This is a genomic window from Dysgonomonas termitidis (genome assembly GCF_042654545.1).
Taxonomy (GTDB): domain Bacteria; phylum Bacteroidota; class Bacteroidia; order Bacteroidales; family Dysgonomonadaceae; genus Dysgonomonas; species Dysgonomonas termitidis.
Window position 1 is genome coordinate 52,625 of record NZ_JBHSGN010000002.1, and the last position, 20,969, is coordinate 73,593.

18 protein-coding genes are annotated in these 20,969 nt (G+C 42.3%); 11 read left to right on the plus strand and 7 right to left on the minus strand.

Annotation, left to right across the window (positions count from 1 at the left end; translation table 11 throughout):
• Positions 1 to 10: 10 nt before the first annotated feature.
• Both ACFO6W_RS00310 and ACFO6W_RS00315 read right to left on the minus strand, forming a co-directional pair.
• Complete coding sequence (locus ACFO6W_RS00310) at positions 11 to 205, minus strand: hypothetical protein (RefSeq protein ID WP_379993309.1); 195 nt, start codon at positions 203 to 205, stop codon at positions 11 to 13.
• Positions 206 to 667: 462 nt separating this feature from the next.
• The gene (locus ACFO6W_RS00315) at positions 668 to 3,970 is read right to left on the minus strand and encodes a fibrobacter succinogenes major paralogous domain-containing protein (protein WP_379993310.1); all 3,303 of its coding nucleotides are present in this window, start codon (positions 3,968 to 3,970) and stop codon (positions 668 to 670) included.
• Between the two features lie 714 nt (positions 3,971 to 4,684).
• On the opposite strand from ACFO6W_RS00315, the gene ACFO6W_RS00320 reads away from it, so the two are divergent.
• The 5 genes from ACFO6W_RS00320 (at position 4,685) to ACFO6W_RS00340 (ending at position 9,747) form a co-directional block, all read left to right on the plus strand.
• A complete protein-coding gene (locus ACFO6W_RS00320) occupies positions 4,685 to 5,140 on the plus strand; it encodes a hypothetical protein (protein ID WP_379993311.1) in 456 nt (151 codons plus the stop codon).
• Positions 5,141 to 5,330: 190 nt separating this feature from the next.
• The gene (locus ACFO6W_RS00325) at positions 5,331 to 5,936 is read left to right on the plus strand and encodes a hypothetical protein (protein WP_379993312.1); all 606 of its coding nucleotides are present in this window, start codon (positions 5,331 to 5,333) and stop codon (positions 5,934 to 5,936) included.
• A gap of 2 nt (positions 5,937 to 5,938) precedes the next feature.
• Complete coding sequence (locus ACFO6W_RS00330) at positions 5,939 to 6,238, plus strand: winged helix-turn-helix domain-containing protein (protein ID WP_379993313.1); 300 nt, start codon at positions 5,939 to 5,941, stop codon at positions 6,236 to 6,238.
• Positions 6,239 to 6,300: 62 nt separating this feature from the next.
• On the plus strand, positions 6,301 to 7,662 hold the full coding sequence (gene creD / locus ACFO6W_RS00335) for a cell envelope integrity protein CreD (RefSeq protein ID WP_379993314.1): 1,362 nt from the start codon (positions 6,301 to 6,303) through the stop codon (positions 7,660 to 7,662).
• A gap of 777 nt (positions 7,663 to 8,439) precedes the next feature.
• Positions 8,440 to 9,747, plus strand: coding sequence for a Na+/H+ antiporter NhaC family protein (locus ACFO6W_RS00340; protein WP_379993315.1), 1,308 nt, complete (start codon positions 8,440 to 8,442; stop codon positions 9,745 to 9,747).
• Positions 9,748 to 9,768: 21 nt separating this feature from the next.
• Here ACFO6W_RS00340 and ACFO6W_RS00345 read toward each other — a convergent pair whose 3' ends face one another.
• Positions 9,769 to 10,533 (minus strand): DeoR/GlpR family DNA-binding transcription regulator, encoded by a 765-nt coding sequence (locus tag ACFO6W_RS00345; RefSeq protein ID WP_379993316.1) that lies wholly within the window; start codon positions 10,531 to 10,533, stop codon positions 9,769 to 9,771.
• A gap of 534 nt (positions 10,534 to 11,067) precedes the next feature.
• On the opposite strand from ACFO6W_RS00345, the gene glpK reads away from it, so the two are divergent.
• The 3 genes from glpK to ACFO6W_RS00360 all read left to right on the plus strand — a co-directional run bounded on the left by glpK (position 11,068) and on the right by ACFO6W_RS00360 (position 14,403).
• Positions 11,068 to 12,555 carry a glycerol kinase GlpK gene (glpK, locus tag ACFO6W_RS00350; RefSeq protein WP_379993317.1) on the plus strand — a complete coding sequence of 496 codons (1,488 nt, stop codon included), beginning with the start codon at positions 11,068 to 11,070 and terminating at the stop codon, positions 12,553 to 12,555.
• A 348-nt stretch (positions 12,556 to 12,903) separates the two neighbouring features.
• Complete coding sequence (locus tag ACFO6W_RS00355) at positions 12,904 to 13,602, plus strand: MIP/aquaporin family protein (RefSeq protein WP_379993318.1); 699 nt, start codon at positions 12,904 to 12,906, stop codon at positions 13,600 to 13,602.
• Between the two features lie 162 nt (positions 13,603 to 13,764).
• A complete protein-coding gene (locus ACFO6W_RS00360; protein WP_379993319.1) occupies positions 13,765 to 14,403 on the plus strand; it encodes a hypothetical protein in 639 nt (212 codons plus the stop codon).
• 95 nt (positions 14,404 to 14,498) lie between these two features.
• Here the strand turns inward: ACFO6W_RS00360 and ACFO6W_RS00365 are convergent, their stop codons facing one another.
• Positions 14,499 to 15,641, minus strand: coding sequence for an aldose epimerase family protein (locus ACFO6W_RS00365; protein ID WP_194223569.1), 1,143 nt, complete (start codon positions 15,639 to 15,641; stop codon positions 14,499 to 14,501).
• 9 nt (positions 15,642 to 15,650) lie between these two features.
• Positions 15,651 to 16,646, minus strand: coding sequence for a glycoside hydrolase family 43 protein (locus tag ACFO6W_RS00370; RefSeq protein ID WP_379993320.1), 996 nt, complete (start codon positions 16,644 to 16,646; stop codon positions 15,651 to 15,653).
• A gap of 183 nt (positions 16,647 to 16,829) precedes the next feature.
• On the opposite strand from ACFO6W_RS00370, the gene ACFO6W_RS00375 reads away from it, so the two are divergent.
• The 3 genes from ACFO6W_RS00375 to ACFO6W_RS00385 are packed head-to-tail and all read left to right on the plus strand — an operon-like array spanning position 16,830 to position 19,308.
• On the plus strand, positions 16,830 to 17,810 hold the full coding sequence (locus tag ACFO6W_RS00375) for a polyprenyl synthetase family protein (RefSeq protein WP_379993321.1): 981 nt from the start codon (positions 16,830 to 16,832) through the stop codon (positions 17,808 to 17,810).
• Between the two features lie 27 nt (positions 17,811 to 17,837).
• The gene (locus ACFO6W_RS00380) at positions 17,838 to 18,545 is read left to right on the plus strand and encodes a hypothetical protein (protein WP_379993322.1); all 708 of its coding nucleotides are present in this window, start codon (positions 17,838 to 17,840) and stop codon (positions 18,543 to 18,545) included.
• Positions 18,532 to 19,308 (plus strand): TatD family hydrolase, encoded by a 777-nt coding sequence (locus ACFO6W_RS00385; RefSeq protein WP_379993323.1) that lies wholly within the window; start codon positions 18,532 to 18,534, stop codon positions 19,306 to 19,308. Before ACFO6W_RS00380 ends, ACFO6W_RS00385 begins: the two co-directional genes overlap by 14 nt.
• A gap of 252 nt (positions 19,309 to 19,560) precedes the next feature.
• Here the strand turns inward: ACFO6W_RS00385 and ACFO6W_RS00390 are convergent, their stop codons facing one another.
• Both ACFO6W_RS00390 and ACFO6W_RS00395 read right to left on the minus strand, forming a co-directional pair.
• Positions 19,561 to 20,154, minus strand: a complete 594-nt coding sequence (locus ACFO6W_RS00390) for a hypothetical protein (protein ID WP_379993324.1) — start codon at positions 20,152 to 20,154, stop codon at positions 19,561 to 19,563.
• Between the two features lie 13 nt (positions 20,155 to 20,167).
• A complete protein-coding gene (locus tag ACFO6W_RS00395) occupies positions 20,168 to 20,935 on the minus strand; it encodes a hypothetical protein (RefSeq protein ID WP_379993325.1) in 768 nt (255 codons plus the stop codon).
• Between the last annotated feature and the right edge of the window lie 34 nt (positions 20,936 to 20,969).

Here is a 20,969-nt window from a genome sequence, read left to right on the forward strand (position 1 = left end):
TATCTTTCAATTAGCGCTTGCCTGCACGTTGCAGGCGTATCAGTTGGGTTAACCGCCCGTCCGTCGGGGGAGCGTGTACCTTTTGCATACCATCCCTTTGTTCACATCGCCGGAGGTAGTCGCGGATAACGGCTTTTTTGCTGTGGCTGCGCCCGCATGGCGTTTTAAGCCGTGTTATGAATAAAAGCATTATATAGATCAGCATATTATCGACATTAAATTTTTTTACTGCCTTTTGGCGTAGGCTTTGCCTGCGTCAAGGTAAAAAGAAAGTTCTTGCTTTTAGCCCTACATAGACAGAGCCTATGCTGAACGAGGGTGCAGGCTTTCTCCCGCCCGTTTGTTCCTGTAGGGAAAACAAATCCCCTACAGGATAATGATTAACCTGCCAGAGTGCAAAGCGGATAAAATCCTTTATTACAAGCTGTTAGCCCGGATTTTCTTTTCTTTGTTTACACATTGTCTTGTTTCTGAAAAACTCCGGTTCACGGAAATTGCATGTAATTGACATTTAATCAGTATTTTATACCTATTCCCGCTTTCTATGTCTTTTTCAGTTATAGGAGGGTGTCTTTCTAACACTCTATTGGTGTACAGAGATATTTATTAAACTCCTCCTGCTTTTAATGCAGGAGGAGGAATAGATAAATAGACAAATAAACCGGAGTTATTCTGCTATACACCGGACAGAAGAGCCGTACGTGCGGTTGGGGCCGTTGTAGCCCGTACTCGCGCCGCTACTGTACAGGCTCATGCCGTACGCGATGTTAGAACTGAGCTCCGTACTACTCCAGTAGGAGCCGTTGCTGCCCCGGTCGTTCAACTGCCCATTACTGGGGTTGCGGTAGCCGGCAGCCGGCAAATACAGAGCAGGCCCAAATTTCCGCCCACTACTAAAGTTTGTCTCGCTTGTGTTCCATGTAGCTCCGGGGGGTATTGTTTGTGGATTCAGGGAGGTATTGATAACACCTGTCCACTCAGAATTTTTTGGTAAACGATAATTCGGAGGGCAAGGGTCATTAGCCGTTTTTGAAGCGTCTGACCATGAGCCGTTAGGTGCGTATGTAGTATTCCAACCGGCGATAGCACCGGCCGGTGTATCGACGGTAGCTACGACTGTAGAGCGTCCCCACTGGTAGTAATCTCCATTCAGTCCTTTAGCAGGAGTATATGCGTCAAGGCCTTCGTCCGCTCCCAGGTTATGGCACATGAAGGCTTTCCACTGCCCGGATGCAACGAAAGCTCCGCAGCAAACGCAGTCCTGTATTTTTACCAGCAGCGGCACAGATACGTCTTTCGTTCCGTCGTTATAAATAGCGTAGATGGTAACCAGGGCAGCCTGGTCACGGGTACGGCCGTAGATGATATCTGTGACCTCACTCAATGTAGTCTTGTAATTTACAGTCAGGTTGATGACTTCATTATTGGCTATCGTACCCGTTTTACCTCCCGAATACGATACCACGCAGCCTTCGGTATCCACCACCACGAAACGCAGATTGCTTTTTGTCCCGCTCGCCGCTGCAGTAAAGGTGTAGGTTACAGGGCCCAGGGTCGCAAAGTCTGTTGCAACAGTTTCCCTGGCAGACTGCGGACCGCAATCGGTCGTCCAATTCGACTTGTTTATATCAAAACAGGTCTTTCCCCTAAGTGTACCGGCTCCACGGTCCATAGTCGCAGGGTTCTCGGATACCGTTACTTTATATACGCCCGATGCCATTGTGCCGGGACATCCATCGACCGATACCACACAATAATAATAATATGTATCTGGCGAAGTAGAACTAGCAATGTAAGTACCAGTGTTCGCCCCTGATATGGCGGTACCTCCTGTATTTGAATTGGAAGAGTTGCTATACCACTGGTATTTCGGTGTAGGGCTACCCGAAGAGAAAGTCGCCGATACCAAACCCAATGTTGTGCCTGTGCCGGCTACTGTACTTTTTTCTGTCAGTGTATTCGGGAATACATTCGTTATGGTAGCACAGAATGGTTGTACATCGGTTATTTCATGGGAATTCACTCCCGTTCCGCAGGCATTGGTTACCTCTACCCGGACTTCAGCGGCGCCTGTATTATCAAACATAACCACAGCATTAGGGGTATTGCCGCCGCCCGATTGCAGGGTGGCATTGGTAATTATCCAGTTGTATCCTGTAGCGGGAGTAAAGTCTATGCTTGCGGCATAGGTCACTATATCATTCAGGTTCGGATTTACATTGCTGCGGTCAAGTGTTACAGTAGGCGTTGCCGATGTCAGGTAGGGAAGGTTGCGGTGAGCCATAGGACTGGTACAGCCATCCGTTACCGTAGCATAGTAGTCGCCGCCGGAGGTAACGGTGATCGTTTGGGTGGTTCCGATCAGCGCGTTATCTTTATACCACGCATAAGTAAAGCTACCCGAGCCGGAAGGGATAACATTCAGTGTAGCCGTACCTGAGCAAAGAACCGTATTACCCGTGATAACAGGCCGCGCGGGAATAGTTCCGATGGTGATTGTCTCCACGGCCAACGCCTCCTGCGCGCAACTGCCCGGTTGGGTGGCGCGGCAACGGATGACCACGCTCGTCACGCCCGACGGAACGGTGTACATCACCGAGCTGCCCATGCCGATCTGCGTATTGTTTTCATACCAGGTATAGGTATAAGCCGCGTTGTAACTGCCGCCGGATACGGACAGCAGGATAGAGCTGCCCGCGCAGAATGTGCCGCCTTTGTCTATCACAGGCTCGGTAAGGGAACCGCCCGAATTGGGATTTTCTATAACAGCAACCGTTTCAGACGGACGCGAATAACAGGTCGCGTCCTGTACCACGGCGAACCAGTTGCCAATACCTACCGTCACCTCTGTACCCGTTATATTGTCTGTTCCGTTAGTGCCGTCCTGCAATATGCCGTTTTTAAACCACAGCACCGTACCGCCGCTGTTCGGGTTCAGGGCTACCAGTTTGGTTGTCCCGGCCGGGCCGCAGACCATACCATTGTTACCGTTTACTACGATGCTTACGGGCTGGGGGGCACCTGTACCGCTTTTGGTTACGGTCACTGCATTATTGGCCCTCAGGTTGCAGCCGATATAGCCCATCCAGACATCGTATTTTCCTTCCTGAGTGACAACAAGGTTATTTACACTGCGGGCAACCTCGATATTATTACGTGTCCAGATTACGTCCGCAAGCGTACCCGGAGCGGTGATCTGCGTTTCGTCTATCGACAGGTAAACAGCGCCGCCCGTGCAGAATGCGATATTCTTTCCCGGAGGAACGGAAGTGATTTCAGGGGCTGTACCAAGGGTCGTATCGCATGCGTGGCCATCCTGTAAAAACAAAAAGTCCTTGTACAGACCTGTGCAACTACTGGTTACGCGAACGACCACGGAACGCTGGCTTATCGAGTTGTTAGGCTGGAAGGCTATGCGGAATATACCGTCAGCCTCGTTTACATCCGTCAGCGTGGCGTAATCCTGCCCGGCCACTATAATGATGGTGAACGGCCCGTTGAGGCAGTCGGGGTCGGTCACGGTAAATTCATCGTCGCAACCCGTACCGTCAGCCGCCACATTCTGGCAGGGATCGGGACTGATGACCATCAGCGAATTGCCTTCGCAGAGGCTGACCCAACGGCTGGCGTTCCAGTATTCATAGCATTTGGTATCGGTGTTGAAGATGGCAAGCCCGGGAGCATTAAGCGATTCGTCGGCGGTGACATTGCTGCTGCCCGTGGGGTTGGCAGGATTAGTTGTGGCTGTTCCTAAAAAGTAATCACGCCAGGCGTTACGCTCGGCGGTGGTCAGATGTGGCAGGCGCAAGCCCCCTTTTGTACCGGCGGTGGAAATCTCCAGTACGGAAAAATTCTGGGGAGGTACACCGTCGCCGATAGTTACCTGCGCATAGGATGGCATTGACAATAGCGCAAATAGCGCAGCCAGCAAACAGGCCGGCATGAGGGTTTTCATTTTCTTTGGTTTCATAAAGCATGTTTTTGGGTAAATTGTGTTGCATATATTTGTTGTAAAGAGGATTGTTACACTGAGTTTCCCTGAGAAGGCACCGGGAGTATATACCCCCATGTAGCTCAGCAGGTACTCAGAGTTTCTCAGAGTAAGCAAAAACTTAGGGAACCTGGCAGCCCCGGGAATACAGGGATGTAAAGTAACGGGATAACGTGTGGGAAAATACAATGCAGAACCACCCTGCCTGGCAGCACGGGATAAATCTGACGGTTCGGGATTTGGTTGTGTGTTATATATATTCAGCGATGCATTGAATGCGCGCGCGTATAGAATGTGTAGGATCGCCGGAAAGGTAATACTAAGGCTTAGTCTCTCTCTCTCTCTCTCTCTCTCTCTCTCTCTCTCTCTCTCTCTCTCTCTCTAGTAAAATATAATTAAGCGCCAAATTTTCAGGAAGAAAAATGGCGTGTGATATTGTGTTTTTTCTATATGTTTCCGTCGTTATATGCATAGCGGAAAACGGTTTTTATTGTTCATTCAGGAAGTGGATGATGTATGATTTTGACAAAAATAGGGATAATTTTTTGATTTATCCGTCATCCTGTTATAAAAAAAATCAAACTACGGATGAGGGTTTGTGGTTTTGATGCGTTTGGCCTAAAAAGAAGCGGCAGAAAGCTGGATTACTATAATATTTTTCTAACTTTGTGAAAATTAAATCCATTATGCCTCATGGGAACAGGAGCAAACAGAGACACATCAACATTAATCAAGGATACTTTTAAAGAAGCTATCGACAGTCTGGCGAAGGATTATAAAGGCAGTTCTCTGACCGATATCTTTATCACTGTGGATAAAGAGAGTGGGGAAGTAGCGTTCTATGACGACGAGGAAAACAAGGTAGCCGAGATCGTGATCTTCAATTGGGTAGACAAAGTCGATGATTTGCCTGATGAAAAGGTTATATCCGTCTTGCGTAAGGTGACTGAGCAACTGGATGAAGAAAATATGTTTTCTTCTCTGGATTTGTTCAAACCTTTCTCTGTCAATTATGCCGATGAGAATTTTGTTGTGATAGAAGAACTTTTGCTTATCAGTGAAGACGATGTCGTGAAAATAGACAACGACCTGATGGAAAAGTTTGACCGCGAATTTGATGAGTTTCTCGATAAGTTACTGAAAGAGTAACGGCTTTATCCATCACCATTTTAATAACTGCTTTGCGCTATACAAACTTACGGTTTTTATAGGAGGGTTATTCTTGTATGGCAAGTTGCCGGGTAATTTATATCGGTTGCTTGTTTCCTGAAAAAATATTACACAGCTTATTGCATATCTCAAATATAACAGTTTACTTTGTGTTTCAAAGTAAAATGCTATGGATACAAATCTGGATGATATAAAACATATACGTTCCATGATGGAACGCTCGAGCAAGTTCTTGTCTATAAGCGGTATGTCAGGTGTATTGGCAGGTACATCCGCTATTGTAGGAGCAATAGTGGCATACCTTGTCCTCGAAGGGCGGTTTACATTTACCGGTTCACTATTGTACGATTTTATCCTCATTGCAGCCGTGGTACTGATTTCTGCCGTAACGGCCGGACTGACATTGTCTGCCCGGAAAGCAAAGTTAAGCAATGCGAAACTCTGGCAGCCTGTAACCTTGCAGATAGCGAAGGATTTTTGTGTTCCACTGGTAATTGGCGGACTGTTTTGCATTATCCTTATATATAAGCATGTCGCCTATCTGGTAGCGCCCGGCATGCTGATATTCTATGGATTGGGACTTATCGCAGCAGGGGCGCGTACATACCGCGATGTGAAAATATTGGGAGCATGTGAAATCATACTCGGGCTGGTTGCTGCTGTAGTAGTAGGCTACGACCTGATATTCTGGGCTGTCGGATTCGGAGTTTTACATATAGTATATGGTATCCTTATCTATTATAAATATGACATGAAGTCTGCTAAAAACGGTTGAATATGAAAGATATTATATCAGGATTGAATAAGGTCTTCGACAGCCGTGTACGCCTGGGGATAATGTCGGTACTGATGGTAAATGACAGCGTGGACTTCAATACGATGAAAGAGTTGCTTGATGTTACCGACGGTAATCTGGCAAGTCATCTCAAAGCATTGGAGAAAGAAGAGGTTATTGAGGTCAGGAAACAGTTTATAGGACGCAAACCTAATACTTCTTATCAGGTTACCCCATTGGGACGAAAGCTGTTTAAAGAACATATCGATGCGCTTGAAAAATTAATAAATCCTTTACCGTAAAATTTTTTATTAATATACTTTGAAATTCAAAGAACTTTTATTTAAATATTAACTTAGAACTTATGAAAACAAACTTTGGAACAAACGTAGACATGCTTATCGTCAAAATCGTTGTCGTCGCTGTCCTTGTAGCGGTAATGCTGCTACCTATTACTATGATAAGAAGCCTGATTGAAGAAAGAGAGCAGAATCAGCAGGCGGCTCAGGACGATATTGTGAACAAATGGGGAGGAGCGCAGGAATTGACAGGCCCTGTACTGGTACTGCCTTATCAGAGCGGTATCGATAAAAACGGTAATCCGCTTATCGCTTACTCTTACTACCTTCCCGATGATTTTCGTGTAGACGGCAATATCACTGCGGAGGAGCGTGCGCGCACATTATTTCATACGCTGGTGTATCAGTCGGATATGAAAATCAGTGGAAAGTTTAGCCTGCCCAATTATGCGAAACTGAATATAAAAGAGGAACAGGTGATATGGCAGGATGCTTTTGTATTAATTGGTATTCCATACCTGCAGGGAGTAAGGAATAAGATTGAGTTTAATGTAAATGGAAAGTCACTGCCGGTACAGCCCGGTGTGAAAAGCAACACGCTTATCGATTCGGGTGTGACAATCGGTATGCCTGTCGATCCGTCGGTAGAGAGTTATGAGTTTAGCTTCAATCTTGGATTGAACGGTAGTGGAGGGCTTTATTTTACCCCGATAGGAAAGGAGAATCGCATTCATCTGAAGTCGTCGTGGAGTACGGTTTCTTTCAATGGGGATTTTTTGCCTGCCGACCGTGTAATTAATAATGAGGGATTTGATGCCAGTTGGAATGTATTCGATTATAATCGCAACTATGTGCAGATGTGGACGGGGAATAACGAGGTGATCAAAACATCTTCTTTGGGTGTAGACTTACGGTATCCGGTAGATAAATACCAGATGACAATGCGTTCGGTGAAGTATGCAATAATGTTTATCGTCCTTACATTTGTAGTCTTCTTCCTTGTAGAATTACTAAGCAAGAAGCGGATTCACCCGGTGCAGTATTTGCTTGTCAGCTGCGCGTTGGTGTTGTTTTATACCTTATTGCTGGCTATATCAGAGCATCTTGGCTTTGGCCTTTCATACCTGATTTCGGGGGCGGCAACCACATTGCTGATAACGGCCTATTCCACCACCATGTTCCGTAATGTGAAACAGACAGCTATTATGGGACTCTTCCTTACAGTGCTTTACGCTTATCTGTATATTATCCTGCAACAGGAAAATATGGCCTTGTTATTCGGCGCGGTCGGATTATTTGTCGCCCTTGCCATAGTGATGTACGTTTTGCGGAAGGTGAACTGGTATAAGAATGAAGATGAAAATAATGAAGCCGGAGAGATCTCTCCGGTATACACACCTGGGGATGGGGATCGTGATATGAATTAAGTTTAGTCGGTCAATATTATCGAGGGCGTAAAGTGCATAAGTAATTGTGTGCCTTTATGCCCTTTGTTTTTGTTTACGTTGATTGAATCATTTTTATCATTTTATCCCTGAAGATATTAAAGATGTTTTATCTATACTATGCGGATGTGAGCCGGATTATCAAAAAGGATACTCTGCTCGCGCAGACGTCTCGTCTGTGTGTTGCGTAGCAAACATTTTTGCCCTGTCAACAAGACACGGACTGGAAGTCCGCGCCAGCGGGGGGCGTTTTGTTTTGTCTCACGCAAAGACGCAAAGTTTTACATCTTACGAGTTGTTGCTGATGACTGTAAATAGTGTTACCTTTGTTACCTTTTTTGATAGTTACAAGTTTGCCTCGCCTTCGCTTCGGCGAATGTTATTTCTGCGCCCTAGGGCAGTTACGAGTTACAAGTTGGTTTACTGTTTACTGTTCACTGAAAAGGTTGTTACCTTTGTTACTTTTTTGATATAGTTACGAGTTGCTTCGCCCTTCGGGCAGTTACAAGTTACGAGTAGACAAGATACGAGATACAAGATACGGGTTGTTAACTGCTTACTGTTGACTGTTAACTGATATATCTGTTACCTTTGTTACTTTTTAACTAAATGTAGTTAATAAATGTAAATATAGAGATGGATTATAAATGATGGACCGGATTTTGTAACTTGGCGTCCCAGTGTGAGAATACTGTTAATTGCTGACCGTTAACTGAAAAAGGCTATCTTTGCATCCGGTTATTAAAAAAGATTGAACAAATGAATCAAGATAAAAAGTGGTATCACTCAAAAGGCTGGGCATTGATGCCGTTGGCAGTGTTTTTCCTGCTGTATGTCCTTACCTTTATTTTCACAGGAGACCTTTATCAGATGCCTGTTTCGGTAGCCTTTATGACAGCATCCATGGTCGCGGTCTTATATTCGAAAGGAGGGAAGCTGGCAAACCGCATCACCCAGTTTTGCCGTGGTGCAGCGAACGAAACCATTATGCTGATGGTTGTTATCTTTATTCTGGCGGGAGCATTTGCTGGTACAGCCAAGGCAATGGGGGCGGTGGACGCTACGGTGAATATGCTTCTCTATCTCTTGCCGGAGCAATCTATATTGGCAAGCGTATTTATTGCAGCTTGTTTCATATCCATGTCTATGGGTACATCTACCGGAACTATTGCCGCTTTGGCGCCTATTGCAGTAGGAGTCTCGTCTCAGGCAGGACTCGATTTACCTATGATGCTGGGAATTGTGATTGGCGGGGCTATGTTCGGAGACAATCTCTCTTTCATATCCGATACTACGATTGTGGCTACACGTACGCAGGGATGCCAGATGCAGGATAAGTTCAAGGTGAATATCCGCATTGTATTTCCTGTTGTCATTCTGGTGCTTCTGCTTTATATTTATCAGGGGCTGGAACTGACCGGCGGAGCTTCTGTTTCGGCAGAGCAGGTAGAATGGGTAAAAGTGCTGCCTTATCTGGCTGTATTGATTACAGCTTTGGTGGGAGTTAATGTGATGGTCGTACTGGCTTTGGGAATTATTCTTTCGGGTGTGATAGGTCTTATAACAGGCGGCTTTGGCGTATGGGACTGGACTGCGGCCATGAGCCGGGGTATCGTCGTGGATATGGGAGAACTGATTATTGTATCGCTGATGGCGGGAGGTATGTTCGAACTGATACGCTTCAATGGGGGAGTCGACTGGCTGATAGGCAAGATGACCCGCAATATACGGTCGAAGCGTTCCGCTGAATTTTCTATCGCCGGACTTATTTCGTTAACCAATCTTTGCACGGCGAATAATACCATCGCCCTGATTATAAGCGGGCCGATAGCCAAGAATATCAGCGATAAGTTCGATTTGGATAACCGGAAAATAGCCAGTCTGCTCGATACTTTCTCTTGTTTTGTTCAGGGCCTGATACCTTACGGGGCACAATTGCTTATAGCTGCAGGGTTGGCTAATGTGAGCCCTGTGCAGATTGTACCTTATCTGTATTATCCTTTGCTGATAGGACTTGCGGCAATAGCATCGATCATATTCCGTTATCCGCGAAAATATGCCGCGTAATGCTGAATGATATAGGTATCCTTATACGAGAGTGACCATTATGTCGCGTTCACGGAGCATATCTATGATGTGAGCAGGCGCGTTGGTATCTGTAATAATATGGTGTATCTTGTTCAGATCGCATATTTTGCAGAAGCCTCGTTTGCCGAACTTTGAAGAGTCGGTCAGTATGATTATCTTTTGTGCCGCGTCTATCATTTGCTGGTTTATGCGGGCTTCGCTCATATCACTGGTAGTCAATCCGTAATCGAGGTCGATACCATCCACGCCAAGGAATAGCTTGTTGCAAGACAGGCTTTCCAGTATATTTTCGGCATAGTGGCCAATGACCGAAACAGAGTTCTTTCTCATATTACCGCCCAGTTGCACTATTTCAATATTCGGGTTGTAGCACAGGGTCAGGGATACTTTTACCGAAGAAGTGATAACGGTGATGTTATGATCGACGTTAATCTCATTTGCGAGAGTGAGCAGAGTGGTGCCGGAAGCTATGATTATTTTATCGTTAGGCTCAAGCAGGCTATTGGCGGCTTTGGCAATTCTTGTCTTTTCCTCCATCTGCATCTTCTCTTTCACATCTATATGTTTATCAGCAATGATAGAACTCAGGCTACTGGCGCTTCCGTGATTACGATAAAGCATTTTTTTGCTTTCGAGATATTTTAAATCTTTACGAATCGTAACTTCCGAAACCTCTAGTTTCTCGCTAAGCTCCTGAACCTTTACATAGCCGTCATGCTTCAGCTGTTCCAGTATGAATTTATGTCGTTTAGCTATATTTCCCATATTTCAAGTTGAAGATTACAATTACCAATTGCAAAGATATGAAAATTTTTAAGAACTGAGTATTTTAAAAACTTGAAAGATATTAGTTTCGTTTTGTATTTCATGAACTGGATTTGGATTGTGTATTGTTTGATAAATACTGTTTTTCTGGAGGACTTTGATTTTGTTGGTTTCGAAATATTTTATTTTATTTGAAAAAAAAAAGTTTCGAATTTGATTAAGAGCTAAACCGGAAAGATTGCGGGAGTGAAAGTATATGACGAATTAGGAAAACAGGAATATACCCTTCAGGCGAAAGTAGTAATAAACGCGACCGGAATTTTCGTCATATCGCGACATGGCCGAAGATGTGGTGGACAGAACTGGTGCAACATTACCTGCTTGTTCCGTATAATCCCGATAAGTAAGTAAAAAAAGTATTTAATGTAATATTTTTAGTCATAACTAACTATTGCTGTTGCAGATATAAAAGCAATAAATAGGTCTGAGACCTTAAAAGGACACAATTTTTTTAACCTAATCAATATCAACCACATGGAAAAGTATATCTTATCATTCGATGCAGGAACTACAAGTTCAAGAGCTATAGTCTTTGACCATAAGGGCGAAATATGCTCTGTTGCACAAAAGGAATTTCCGCAGATATTTCCACAAAGCGGATGGGTAGAACACAACCCGCGTGAAATCTGGGCTTCGCAGGCTGCCGTTGCTGCTGAAGCAATTACGAAAATAGGAATCAACGGTACTAATATTTCCGCGATAGGTATCACCAATCAGCGAGAGACAACCATCGTCTGGGACAGAGAGACCGGCGATCCTGTCTATAATGCCATTGTGTGGCAGGACAGAAGGACATCCGAATATTGCGATAAACTGAAAAACGAAGGACTTCTGCCTTATATTAAAGACAAGACCGGGTTGATCGTGGATGCGTATTTCAGTGCAACAAAAGTGAAATGGATACTGGATAATGTGGAAGGTGCCAGGGCAAAAGCCGATAAAGGGCAGCTGGTATTCGGTACTGTAGATACATGGATTGTCTGGCAACTGACCAGAGGAGAAGTACATGCCACTGATGTATCCAATGCGTCACGCACCATGTTGTACAATATCCATACGCTGGAATGGGATGATGATTTGCTGAAATTGTTTAATATCCCTAAAAGTATGATGCCGAAAGTATGCGCATCGAGTGAAGTTTACGGACATACCAAGACTACGATCTTCGCGTCTAAAGTTCCGATAGCAGGCATTGCCGGAGACCAGCAGGCTGCATTGTTCGGACAGATGTGTGTCGATACCGGTATGGTAAAGAACACATACGGCACAGGCTGTTTTATCCTGATGAATACCGGGGAAAAACCTGTTGTATCGAAAAATAACCTGGTAACTACTATCGGATGGCAAATCGGCGGGAAAACGACCTATGCGCTTGAAGGAAGTATATTTGTGGGAGGTGCTATCGTTCAGTGGTTGCGTGACGGCCTTAAAGTAATCAATTCCTCTTCCGAAATAGAACAACTGGCTATGCAGGTACCTGATAGCGGCGATGTATATTTTGTTCCTGCCCTGACAGGTCTGGGTGCCCCGTACTGGGATCAGTATGCGCGGGGTACGATCGTAGGGATTTCCAGGGGGACAACTTCTGCCCATATCGCCCGTGCCGCCCTCGAAGGTATTGCTTACCAGACTATGGATGTTATCAATGCGATGATCCTGGATGCAGGCGTGGGATTGAAAGAGCTGAGAGTGGACGGAGGTGCTGCGAAGAATGATTTGTTGATGCAATTCCAGGCGAATGTACTCGGGCAAACGGTAATTCGTCCGCAAACAACGGAAACAACAGCCTTAGGCGCAGCCTATCTGGCAGGATTGGCTGTCGGCTTCTGGGAAAATATCGAAGAAGTGAAGAAGCAATGGCATGTAGATTCCCGTTTCGAAGCCGATCCGAAAGTGGATATGCATCTGGCTAAGAGAAAATGGTCTGAAGCGATATACCGCGCACAATCGTGGGTGAAGTAAATCACTGAACATATTTTGATAACACAACACTAATTAGTCGTTATTTTAAATCGGGTCATGATGAAGGATTCGTCCCGGGTTCTTCATCCGGTTCCGGGAGCTGGCAAGCTAAAATAATACAGAACTAAGAGCCTGTTTAAATTTTGCCCGTTCCAATTTTTAGGACTATTTTCAGGCTGATTTATTCTTTTGAGAAACGATAATAGCGGGCTATTGGAGTTGAACAAAAGGGTAAATCAGACAAAAAGAGACTAAAAATGAACGAAGAAAAACTGAAAAAATATTCATAGAAAAATATTCGTGGAAAATTTAAACAGGCTCTAAATTAACCTTTTAATAATTAAGACCATGGGACAAGATATTTTATTCGAATTCATTGGCACAGCCATACTTATACTTTTTGGTGCAGGTGTATGTGCAAACGTTTCTTTAAAGAAAACATTGGGTAATAGCGCCGGATGGGTCGTTATCGCCTTCGGTTGGGGATTCGCCGTATTTGTCGGAGCCTTCATTTCAGCTCCGTTCTCGGGCGCTCACCTCAATCCTGCCGTAACAATAGGTCTGGCTATTGTAGGCAGCTTCAAAGGCAGTATTACCGGCTATATTATAGCCCAGATGTTAGGTGCGATACTTGGCGCATGTATCGTTTATCTTATGTACAAACCACACTTCGATGCGGAAGAAAATCCGAATGCAAAGCTGGGGGTATTCTGTACGGGGCCGGCTATAAAGAATTGGTTCTCTAACTTCTTCAGTGAAGTTGTCGGTACATTTGTTCTTGTGTTTGGCATTCTTTACGCTGCCGGTGCGGAAATAGCAGGTCCATTGCCTGTCGCAATCCTTATTGTAGCCATCGGTATGTCGTTAGGTGGAACAACGGGTTATGCAATCAATCCCGCCCGTGATCTTGGCCCCCGGATTGCCCATTTTATATTACCGATAAAAGGTAAGAGGGACAGCAACTGGGGATATGCATGGCTGCCTGTTGTAGCGCCGATATGTGGCGGATCGCTCGCAGCCTTATTGTATATTGCTCTCGCTGCTTAAATAATTCGTAGAGGCATTCTTTAACCTTTCAAATAGTTAATTATGAAATACTTTAAACTAACAATTCTCGCATTATCCCTTTGCTTATTGCCGTCATTATTTCTGCTTGTTTAGGATGAAGAGAAGTACACCCCGGTAGATTTTCCCCTGCAGTTGAAGAATATGCATCTTTGGAGAGGATTGCAGGTGACTAATACCGCTTTAGGAGTTGTTGACCTGCATCTTAAGGATAAAAGCAACAGCTTTGCCGTCGGGCTGTGGGGCGGTGCCGGATTTACGGGTGATTACAAAGAATTCGACTATTACATGTCATATTCCAGGAGTGGGTTTACAGTTGCGTGGTGGGATATCTATAATTTCTCGAAAAACGCGACATATAACAACAGGCAGGTATTTAATTACAGTGCACGGGATACAGTGCATTTTATGGACCTCTCGGTAGCATACCGTTTTCAGGGAAGTTTCCCTCTGAATATTAGCTGGACAACGGTTATTTTCGGGCGCGACAGAGGGGCTTTGAATGAGAAAAACCTTTATTCGACTTATATGTCTATGGATTATCCCGTTCTCAGGGGAGGTATAGTAGATGTGGATTTGGGGGTTGCCGGAGCATTTGCACTGAATCCGGAGGACGGTACCGATGCGCATTTCTATGCAAAAGATGCGGGGATTGTAAATATAAATGTTACAGCATCGAAGAAGTTAAAGTTTGGAAGCTATATTTTGCCCGTGTCGGTAATGGGTATGTTTAATCCGGCTAATAATGAAGCGGATTTGCAGATCGCATTAGATATATTTTAGCCACTCCTTTTTAATTAAACGTAAGTTTGTGTGTTAAAGAAAGAAGCAGCCCAGATATCCGGACTGCTTCCCATTGTTTCATATAAGATGAAAGCTTATTTCTTTACAGAGAATTTGAAAATTGTTTCGCTCTGATATTTTTCTCCCGGACGAAGCGTAGTTGTAGGCCAGTCTTTTTTGTTAGGAGTATCAGGATATTTCTGAGTTTCGAGACATACGGCTGTACGGTGTTGATAAACAATACCTTTTTTGCCTTTGTCGGTTCCTTGCATAAAGTTACCTGCATAGAACTGCATTCCCGGTTCGGTTGTATATACGTCTAATACGATACCGGTCTTAGGAGATTCTAATGTAGCGGCGACTTTGTTGATATCACCACCTGTATTCAGTACCCAGTTGTGGTCGTATCCTTTACCGTTTACCAGTTGAGTGAAAGTCGCATCGTCGATTCTTGCACCAACGGCAGTCGGTGTGCGGAAGTCCATTGGTGTGCCTTCTACAGTAAGGATTTCTCCGGTAGTCATGAACGTAGAATCAATAGGAGTGTATTGATCTGCATGCAATGTAAGCAACCAGTCTGTATTTTTAGAAGTAGGATCGCCGTCCATGTTGAAATATGAATGGTTAGTCAGATTCACGACAGTAGGTTTATCTGTTTCAGCTTCATATTTTATCTGAAGTGCGTTGTCGTCGCCAAGAATGTAGGTTACTTTCACATTCAGGTTGCCAGGGAAGCCTTCTTCTCCGTCTTTCGACAGATAGGTTAGTTCCAATATATTGTCGGCTGCAAGTTTAGCGTCGAAAATTACGGTGTGGAATCCTTTGTCACCACCATGCAGAGTATGTCCGAAGTTATTCTTTGGTAAATCATATTTTACATCATCAATCTGAAATGTTCCGTTTCCGATACGGTTACCATAACGTCCGATGATAGCACCATAGTTAGATGGTATATTGATGTAGTCCTGAATAGAGTCGAATCCCAATACGACATCTTTCTTGTTCCCGTCTTTATCCGGAACCATAATGGAAACAATACGGCCTCCGAGATTTGTTATACAAACTTCCATTCCTCCAGGATTTGTAAGTACGTACAAATCTGTTTTCTTTCCATTGACTTCCGTTTCAAAATTCTTCTTATCCAAGCCTGATTCCGTAAGCTTTCCTACAGGGGCTTTTTCATTACATCCTACAAAAAGCAGGCTAGCAGCGATTGCTGCAAAAAACATTTTCTTCATAATTTACTTTTATTTTAATGAGTTGATTTCTACACCTTCATTTGTAATCACTACAGGTTTGATATAACCGTTTTCGTCAAAGTACATTTCGTCTATACATGTTATCCTGTGGTTTCCATCAGTTTCGGTTAACGGACGACGGTGATATACAATATAGTATTTATCGGATTTGGGTTCGTGGATCACGGAGTGATGTCCGGCACCCCTGCCAATATTCGGATCTTGTTGCAATATTTTACCTATACGTTTGAATGGCCCGAACGGACTGTCGGCAATGGCGTATGCCACACTATAATCAGGTCCGGTCCATCCGCCTTCCGACCACATAAAATAATATTTACCGTCTTTGATGAACATAAATGGGCCTTCTACATAGTTTTCGGGAGTTACTTCCTTATACATCGTCCCGTCTTCGAATGGGACAATGCCGGTAAAGTCATCTTTTAATTTGGCGACATTACAATGTTTCCATCCTCCATAATATATATAATAACTGCCGTCTTTATCTTTAAAGACAAATTGGTCGATAGGTTGCGCGCCATTATAGAACTTGTCGATAAGCGGCTTCCCGAGATAATCTTTAAACGGGCCTTCAGGTTTATCTGCGACGGCGATTCCAATACCTCCGTATTCGTTATCATTCTGAATATCATTTCCGCCAAAGAGCAGGAAATATTTGTTATCTTTTTTGATTATGGCCGGAGCCCATAAAGCTCTTTTTACCCATTTTACGGCTGATGTGTCGATGATGCGTTCATACTTGGTCCAGTTAACCAGGTCTGTAGAAGAAAATGCATCCATGAAAACCTGCTCGTCGTAAGGAGCGGAATAAGTAGGATAAACCCAGTATTTGTCATCGAAAATGATACCTTCCGGGTCGGCATACCATCCTTCGAATATAGGATTTCCGGATGTCTTTTTAACACTTTGGACTGATTGTTTGTTTTGGCTCCAAGCCTGCATTGCGAGGATGCTTAGAATAATTAGTAAGGAATTGTTTTTCATCGAGAAAATCACTTTTTTGTTAATGACCCATAAAAATAGGAATAATTTCAAATTAAAATGTTCTATTTTAGAATATTTTGATTTTTGTTGTTAATAAACTATCTTTGCTAGGGTGCACGAATAAAAGAATAAGTTCTCCGTTTTATAGATTATTAAATTGTAATTATAAATAACAGTTGATAAATGAAGAAGTCTCTATATAGCTTCGATGAGGTTTTAGATATTGTAAATGCTCAGATTACTCAGATAAACTATACCAACAAACCCCAATCGCTTTTCGATCCCATAACTTATATACTTTCTTTAGGCGGAAAACGGGTTCGTCCGGCCTTGGCCCTGATGTCGTATAATTTGTATAAAGATGATGTGGAACGTGTTATGCCGATTGCGCTGGCCATAGAAGTTTTCCACAATTTTACCCTTTTACACGACGATTTGATGGACAGGGCTGATATGCGCAGGGGCAAACCGACTGTTCATATTAAATGGAATGATAATACTGCCGTGCTATCGGGTGATGCAATGCTGATTGAGGCGTATAAGGAAATAGCAAAGACCGAATCGGAGGAACTACCTCGTGTGCTGGACCTGTTTTCTGAAACAGCGACTGAGATTTGTTGCGGACAGCAATATGATATGGAATTTGAGCAACGACTGGATGTTACCATCCCCGAATATCTGGAGATGATACGGCTGAAAACGGCTGTGTTATTGGCTTGTGCTTTGAAGGAAGGGGCTATTGTTGCGGGTGCTTCGGATACTGATGCGGATAGTTTATACGATTTCGGTATCAATGTAGGCTTGGGATTCCAGCTGAGGGACGATCTGCTCGATGTATACGGAAACAGTGAAAGTTTCGGTAAGAAAATTGGCGGCGACATACTTTGTAATAAGAAGACATTCCTGTTGATTACGGCATTAACCGAGTCATTGACCAGAAAAGAGTTGCTGACATGGATAGATAAAACGGATTTTGAGGAAAATAAAAAAATAGAAGCAGTAACTAAGATATATGATAAGCTTGACTTGAAAACAAAGTCTGAAAATCTTATCAGTGAGTATTATGAGAAAGCAGTAGGCTGTCTGGATAAAGTCAGTATAAGTGATGATAGAAAGACAGAATTGCATAAATTAGCGAAAAATCTGACGTCCCGAATATCTTGAATTTTTAAATTTTAACCCTTAACTACTATGCCGTATCGTCGTTTGCCAAATACAGATAATGCACGAATAAAGGCGTTGAAAGCAGCAATCGAAAAGCATAATTCCCTTTTCGGACAAGGTGTCATATCTCTTGATATCCGCAGGATGGAACTAATGCTGCGTAACTTTGAGAACGCACAGCTTCGTTACCGCGATAGCCTTGAGACTCAGGCTGCATCGAATAGGAAATTTCAGAAACTGGTAAAGAATGCCAGATTGTATATCTCTCATTTTATACAGGTTATGAATTTGTGTGTTATCCGTAACGAAATAAAAAAAGAGCAGAAGCAACTTTATAATATCGATCCGGATAATTTCACGGTACCCGATTTAACGAGTAATGATGCATTGCTATATTGGGGAGATAGTCTTATGAAAGGAGAGCAAGCCCGTTTGGGACAGGGAGGAGCTCCTATCTATAATCCTACTATCGCAAGGGTAAATGTAGCTTTTTCACAGTTTAAGGACGCCTATTTTAATCAAAAAACATATCAGAATACGACCACGCGCCAGTTGGATGTACTTAGTGAACAGAGGAAAGATATGGACAATGTTTTGTCAACATTGTGGAACCAGATTGAATCGGCATTCGCAAATCTTCCGGCCAGGGAACGTTTAGAGAGGTGTAAGGAATATGGAGTCGTATATTATCTGAGGAAAGACGAAAAAGAGAAAGAAGAACGTGAAAATAATTGATACACATTCGCATATTTATTCTGAAGAATTTGACAACGATATCGAAGAAGTTATTCTAAGAGCAAAACAAGCGGGAGTAGAAAATATTTTACTTCCGAATATTGATGTGGATTCAATAGGGCGTTTGCATAATATAGCCGGCAAATATACAGGTTATTGCATTCCCATGATGGGATTACATCCTACAAGTGTAGGAGAGGACTGGCTTTCTCAGATGGAAATTATTAAACAGCAATTTACTAAACGTTCCTATATCGCTATTGGTGAAATAGGACTGGATCTCTATTGGGATAAAACATATGAAAACGAACAGAAACAGGTATTCGAAGAACAGCTTCGCTGGAGTATAGAATATGATTTGCCGGTAGCCATACATTCACGCGATGCGATACCGGAATGTGTAGAATGTATTAAGAATGTAGGTCCCGAAAAGCTGAGAGGGGTATTTCATAGTTTTGGAGGAAGTGAGGACGAATTAGCCGGAATACTGGGGCTGAAAAATTTTTTATTGGGAATCAACGGGGTTGTTACGTTTAAGAATTCTACATTGTCAACTGTTCTGAAACAGGTCGATTTATCTAAAATAATCATTGAGACCGATTCGCCTTATCTCGCTCCTGTACCTTATCGCGGCAGGAGAAATGAGTCGTCGTATACAATAAAGATTGCTGAAAAACTGGCTGAAATATTTGGCCTGCATACAAGCGATGTAGGAGAAATAACGACAGAAAATGCAATAAAGCTGTTTGGATTGGAAAAATAATTTTATCTTTGCAGCCACAATAGTTTTGGAGAGGTGCTCGAGTGGTTGAAGAGGCACGCCTGGAAAGTAAGCTTCTATATAAAAATACCACTTTTCAAACCACACAAAGTCAACCATTTATCAATACATTTTCACTTAAATTTATTTCAATCGTAATATTGTACACACTTTTGTGCACACTATGTGTTGGTTAATACTAATTTTATTTATTTTGTACATCTAAATTAGATGTATAATTACAATTATTATTTTTTAAAAAGGCAATTGATCTTCTTCATAATCCATATCATTATCCATTTGCCTTAAATGTTTAGAATATAAAATAGGTATTAGATTTTGCTTAGATATTATATCATCAGTTGCTATTTCATAGTACATTTCTTCTTTTGCTATTTCATATTCCAATTTAAATATCCTTTCAGTAGAATCTTTATCAATATTATATTCTTTCAGTTTTATACTACTTAAAACACCATCTGAAAAATATAAATATATTTCTCGCTGAAATACTGTCTTGTCTGGTAGGAAATATGGTTTATACATAATACGATGTGGTCTTAATTGCAAAGTAATATATCCGGTAAACCAATTAGCCATAACCTCATCAACATTGCCAAAATAAGTAGATAAAGAAACAGATTTATTATAATCTGTAATTTCATGACCTGATAATGTTGTTAAATACAATGAATTATTTTTCAGTAACCATTTAGTTAATGATAATTCCGGTTCTATTTTAGGCATGTTTGTGTGTTTTTCAAAATATTGCTCAATTGGGTCACAACTTAGATCAAAAATTTCTTTGCATTCATATAATTCAAGTAGGATTATTCTATTAGCTTCCATTGTAATCATCTGTTTATTTATATAAATCTGAATCATGCAACAGATAAAACCAATCCTCTGGAGCATCAGGTTTAGCAACTAGGCTAACAACAGGATTAGCAATACCCTCAGCAGTTTCAAACTTACTGCTAGCACCGCCAATGGCATTACCTGCATCGTTGGTCATAAACAAAGCACCAGTCTTAGGTGACTTGTGAATGTTCAACTTAGAAGTTTTAGCTCGTTCCTTAAACTCAGCAACAGTCATTGTAGAATCTTTCTTTAGAATGAATTGCTGTCGTTCAGTTTCGATTAATTTTGTTACACGAATCTTATTTGAAATATCAATCATTATATTGTTAATATTCATTGTTTTTCTGAATAACCATGCTAGCGAATGAATTACTTTCTGATCCTTTTTAAATTCCCATGTTACATCATAGTAATACTCCATTTCTTTTAATATAAAACAAGAAAATTCTTTTTCATTTTCTTCTCCAAATCTAATATAGTCTCCGGCATTTTGAATTATAATCATAGATTGATATTCTTTTTTTAGTTCATTAATAAGGGGAGTATAATATTCTAATAGCTTTATTTGCTTTTTCTCTGATATACTTATTTCAGGAGATAATGAATTTTTAATTAAACTAGAAGCAAAGTAAATAAGCGCGATTGGTGGTAATAATATTGAAAAAAGTAAATGAAGAAATGTATCATCTTTATTTTTGATTTTTGGTAAACTACATAAAAAGCTAATAAAAGCGATAGTGCACCATAATAAGAAATTTTCGATTGTCATAATTATTTTTTTTAATAAAAGAGGCGTGATACTA

Bases quoted from the DNA above. Each gene is read 5' to 3' on its own strand.
- ACFO6W_RS00310 (WP_379993309.1), bottom strand. From the start codon at position 205: ATGCTGATCTATATAATGCTTTTATTCATAACACGGCTTAAAACGCCA.
- ACFO6W_RS00315 (WP_379993310.1), bottom strand. From the start codon at position 3,970: ATGAAACCAAAGAAAATGAAAACCCTCATGCCGGCCTGTTTGCTGGCT.
- ACFO6W_RS00320 (WP_379993311.1), top strand. From the start codon at position 4,685: ATGGGAACAGGAGCAAACAGAGACACATCAACATTAATCAAGGATACT.
- ACFO6W_RS00325 (WP_379993312.1), top strand. From the start codon at position 5,331: ATGGATACAAATCTGGATGATATAAAACATATACGTTCCATGATGGAA.
- ACFO6W_RS00330 (WP_379993313.1), top strand. From the start codon at position 5,939: ATGAAAGATATTATATCAGGATTGAATAAGGTCTTCGACAGCCGTGTA.
- creD (WP_379993314.1), top strand. From the start codon at position 6,301: ATGAAAACAAACTTTGGAACAAACGTAGACATGCTTATCGTCAAAATC.
- ACFO6W_RS00340 (WP_379993315.1), top strand. From the start codon at position 8,440: ATGAATCAAGATAAAAAGTGGTATCACTCAAAAGGCTGGGCATTGATG.
- ACFO6W_RS00345 (WP_379993316.1), bottom strand. From the start codon at position 10,533: ATGGGAAATATAGCTAAACGACATAAATTCATACTGGAACAGCTGAAG.
- glpK (WP_379993317.1), top strand. From the start codon at position 11,068: ATGGAAAAGTATATCTTATCATTCGATGCAGGAACTACAAGTTCAAGA.
- ACFO6W_RS00355 (WP_379993318.1), top strand. From the start codon at position 12,904: ATGGGACAAGATATTTTATTCGAATTCATTGGCACAGCCATACTTATA.
- ACFO6W_RS00360 (WP_379993319.1), top strand. From the start codon at position 13,765: ATGCATCTTTGGAGAGGATTGCAGGTGACTAATACCGCTTTAGGAGTT.
- ACFO6W_RS00365 (WP_194223569.1), bottom strand. From the start codon at position 15,641: ATGAAGAAAATGTTTTTTGCAGCAATCGCTGCTAGCCTGCTTTTTGTA.
- ACFO6W_RS00370 (WP_379993320.1), bottom strand. From the start codon at position 16,646: ATGAAAAACAATTCCTTACTAATTATTCTAAGCATCCTCGCAATGCAG.
- ACFO6W_RS00375 (WP_379993321.1), top strand. From the start codon at position 16,830: ATGAAGAAGTCTCTATATAGCTTCGATGAGGTTTTAGATATTGTAAAT.
- ACFO6W_RS00380 (WP_379993322.1), top strand. From the start codon at position 17,838: ATGCCGTATCGTCGTTTGCCAAATACAGATAATGCACGAATAAAGGCG.
- ACFO6W_RS00390 (WP_379993324.1), bottom strand. From the start codon at position 20,154: ATGGAAGCTAATAGAATAATCCTACTTGAATTATATGAATGCAAAGAA.
- ACFO6W_RS00395 (WP_379993325.1), bottom strand. From the start codon at position 20,935: ATGACAATCGAAAATTTCTTATTATGGTGCACTATCGCTTTTATTAGC.